At 46.2% G+C, this 2,627-nt stretch carries 7 protein-coding genes; 5 read left to right on the forward strand and 2 right to left on the reverse strand.

From position 1 onward, the window contains the following. The coding region (locus ULO1_RS05960) for a hypothetical protein (RefSeq protein ID WP_200806940.1) at positions 1-237 on the reverse strand (237 nt) is incomplete at its 3' end. Positions 238-239: 2 nt separating this feature from the next. Next, a complete protein-coding gene (locus ULO1_RS05965; protein ID WP_079933155.1) occupies positions 240-557 on the reverse strand; it encodes a helix-turn-helix domain-containing protein in 318 nt (105 codons plus the stop codon). Positions 558-687: 130 nt separating this feature from the next. Between ULO1_RS05965 and ULO1_RS05970 the strand changes: the two genes are divergently transcribed. From ULO1_RS05970 to ULO1_RS14705, 5 genes are all read left to right on the forward strand, one after another. Then, positions 688-903: a helix-turn-helix domain-containing protein gene (locus ULO1_RS05970; RefSeq protein WP_079933156.1), complete on the forward strand. Its 216-nt coding sequence runs from the start codon at positions 688-690 to the stop codon at positions 901-903. Positions 904-916: 13 nt separating this feature from the next. Continuing rightward, positions 917-1,240 (forward strand): helix-turn-helix domain-containing protein, encoded by a 324-nt coding sequence (locus ULO1_RS05975; protein WP_079933157.1) that lies wholly within the window; start codon positions 917-919, stop codon positions 1,238-1,240. Between the two features lie 11 nt (positions 1,241-1,251). Continuing rightward, a complete protein-coding gene (locus ULO1_RS05980) occupies positions 1,252-1,593 on the forward strand; it encodes a hypothetical protein (protein WP_079933158.1) in 342 nt (113 codons plus the stop codon). Between the two features lie 76 nt (positions 1,594-1,669). Beyond that, positions 1,670-2,200 (forward strand): DNA-binding transcriptional regulator, encoded by a 531-nt coding sequence (locus tag ULO1_RS05985; RefSeq protein WP_079933159.1) that lies wholly within the window; start codon positions 1,670-1,672, stop codon positions 2,198-2,200. A 141-nt stretch (positions 2,201-2,341) separates the two neighbouring features. Beyond that, complete coding sequence (locus ULO1_RS14705) at positions 2,342-2,506, forward strand: DUF6011 domain-containing protein (RefSeq protein ID WP_159446837.1); 165 nt, start codon at positions 2,342-2,344, stop codon at positions 2,504-2,506. Positions 2,507-2,627 lie beyond the last annotated feature (121 nt).

Genomic DNA, 2,627 nt, shown 5'->3' on the forward strand with positions numbered 1-2,627 from the left:
AGTCCGCGATTGCTCTTCCAACTGGCTTTTGACTACTCGCAAAATGGCTAAAACATCTTTTTGCTGGTCGGCCAGGATACTTTCCAGATCAGTTTTAGTGGCCATGTTCTGTTCGATTCTGTTAATTCGTTCCGCCAGATGGTTAATTTGGCTGCCTGTCTCTGTTTTAAACTCAGTAAGATCAGTTTTAATGGCCTTAATTTCGCTCAAGATTTCTTTCAGCAATTGTTCACTCATAATTAATCTCCTTTCATTCTTCTAATAAACTCAGTCAATGCCTCGACCTGCTCAGGCGTTAAGTCTTTAGCCTCTTCGAGTAGATCGCCGATCTCAGGAGGGAGGGAATCAGCTGGCGCTGATGATACAGGGGCTAACAAAGACAGCTCAGAAATTTCAAGGGCTTTACAAAGTTTTTGAATGGTGTCCCATGTTGGCGAAGTATTGCCAAGTTCAATTTCTCTTAATGTGGATTGTGCGATTCCTGCCAATTTTGCGAGCTTAGTTGTGCTGTAACCTTTTTCTTGACGCAGTTGGGTAATACGAGCAGCTATATTCATAATGCCCTCCCTTTAACGATATTCCGTTATCATACTTCTATTGTAAATCAATTTTTTTGGAAAAACATAACGAAATATCGTTGACAACAAACGAAATATCGTTTACACTAAAGACAAGGAGGTGATTGTTATGACTTTTGGGTCAAAACTCCGGCACTGGAGGAAATACAGAAAAATGACACAGCAAGAGCTGGGGAAAATAACAGGTATTGCTCAGACAACAATCTCAGATTGGGAAAACGATAAGTTTTTGCCAGATATTGATGCGGCAGTTAAACTTGCCACCGCCTTAGGCGTATCCTTAGCAGAGCTTATCGAGGACGGCCCAAAGGATAAATCGGCGTGAAGGGGGTGAGGAGATGGACAAACAGACGCTAACGGTCAAAGAGGCCGCGGCCCTGTCAGGCCTCTCTGAAAGTGTAATCTACTGGATGTGCTGGCGGGGCGAAATTCCCCATGCAAGGACCAAGGGCCGGGGGAAAAAGGATCAGGGCCGAATTGTTATACATCGGCCCAGTTTCGAGGTCTGGCTGATGGGTGGCAAAGAGCTGCTGGAACAGTACAAGAAGCAGGTGATAACTGGGCTGCTTAAGGATCGGATCAGCCCAAAGGCTATGAAAGAGATTGACAGGGCCCTGGATGAAATGGTAGCCGCAAAAAAACGGATACGGGTGATAAAGTAGGAGGGATAAGTATGAAAGACGTAAAGGTGTTGCTGATTGAGCAGATCAGGATGGCTAATCAAAAGGAATTGCTGGCTGACATAGTGGCTAAGTGGAGAAATGATAGCTGGCCAGTGAGGATCGAAAGAATGGGTGATGGGTTTATCGTAAGTGGGCGCGGGTCGAGATTAGACGTTTTCCTGACAAAAACAAATCGCGGCTACCTTGTATCGGTGCCAAACTTTGCCCGCTGCGGGATTGTACGGCCTGATTGTTCCACTTTTGACATTATGGAATACGTGGAGATTGACAACCCGGTTGATGCGACGACACTGGCCACTGCGGTCAGGTACCTGATAAAGTACATCATCTAAGAGTAAGCGCCGGAAGCGAGGCCGGCAATTGAGGCGGGATACAATTACATTTTATCCCAGGGAGGAGGTGAGGGGAATGTACATGCAAGCACGGGAAGCGGCAGGATTGACGCAAAAAGAAGCTGCAGAGAGGTTGCATATCGCCATAAGGACATTGCGGGCTTACGAATTAGGGGACGTAGTGCCTAATCCGGAAATAGTTTTGGGGATGGCCCGGTTTTATCGACAGCCGGAGCTGACAATGAGATATTGCCGCAGAGTATGCGCTATTGGACGGGCCTACAGTTATGAGGTGCTGGATGCGGTAAATACTGACCTGGCACATGTAATTTTAAAGCTGTCCGAAGAATTGGAAGAGGCCCGGGAAGTAATGGCCAAGGCTTTGCGGCTAGTTGTAAACAAAAAGAAACGTAACGATTTCCAGGACAAAGAATGGCAGGAATTCCGGAAAGTGGTTCAAGAGTTTCTGGATGTTGAACACTCAATAGAGGTTCTTAAACTGGCCCTGGGCCGTATGGTGGACGTTGCAGAGCTTGTTGATGCCCACAATAAAAAATGCCGCGAACGCGGCTATGTAAGAGAAAAAGCGGCACTGGCCGCGTACTGAGGAAGTGATGCTATGGACATTGATATTGTCCGGATGAGGAATATCGCAAAGAGTACAAACGGGTCCAGATCAGAACTATTTACTATAAGCAAAAACCTTACTATGTAATTGAGTTTGGTGGACCAAAGGAGGAGGACAGCAATGAAATGCGGGGCTTGCGGGCGTACGCTTAAGGACGAAAAGTCAATCAAGCTGGGCTATGGCAAAACCTGCTACAAAAAGCTGCTCAAGGGTGAAGTGAAAAAGCAGGATCAGGAAGAGAGTTTGCTGGATTTTGTAGCTGAGCTGGTAGGTTGGAGGGGATAGGTTTGAAACTTACCAGAAAAAGAAAAAGCCGACTAGAAAGCACGGCTTAAGAAAATACCTCAACTTAATTATATCAGAATCAACAGAGAGGCACAAGGTGCCATACAGAGGGCTAACTGTC

It is taken from the genome of Carboxydocella sp. ULO1 (genome assembly GCF_002049255.1).
Classification (GTDB): Bacteria; Bacillota.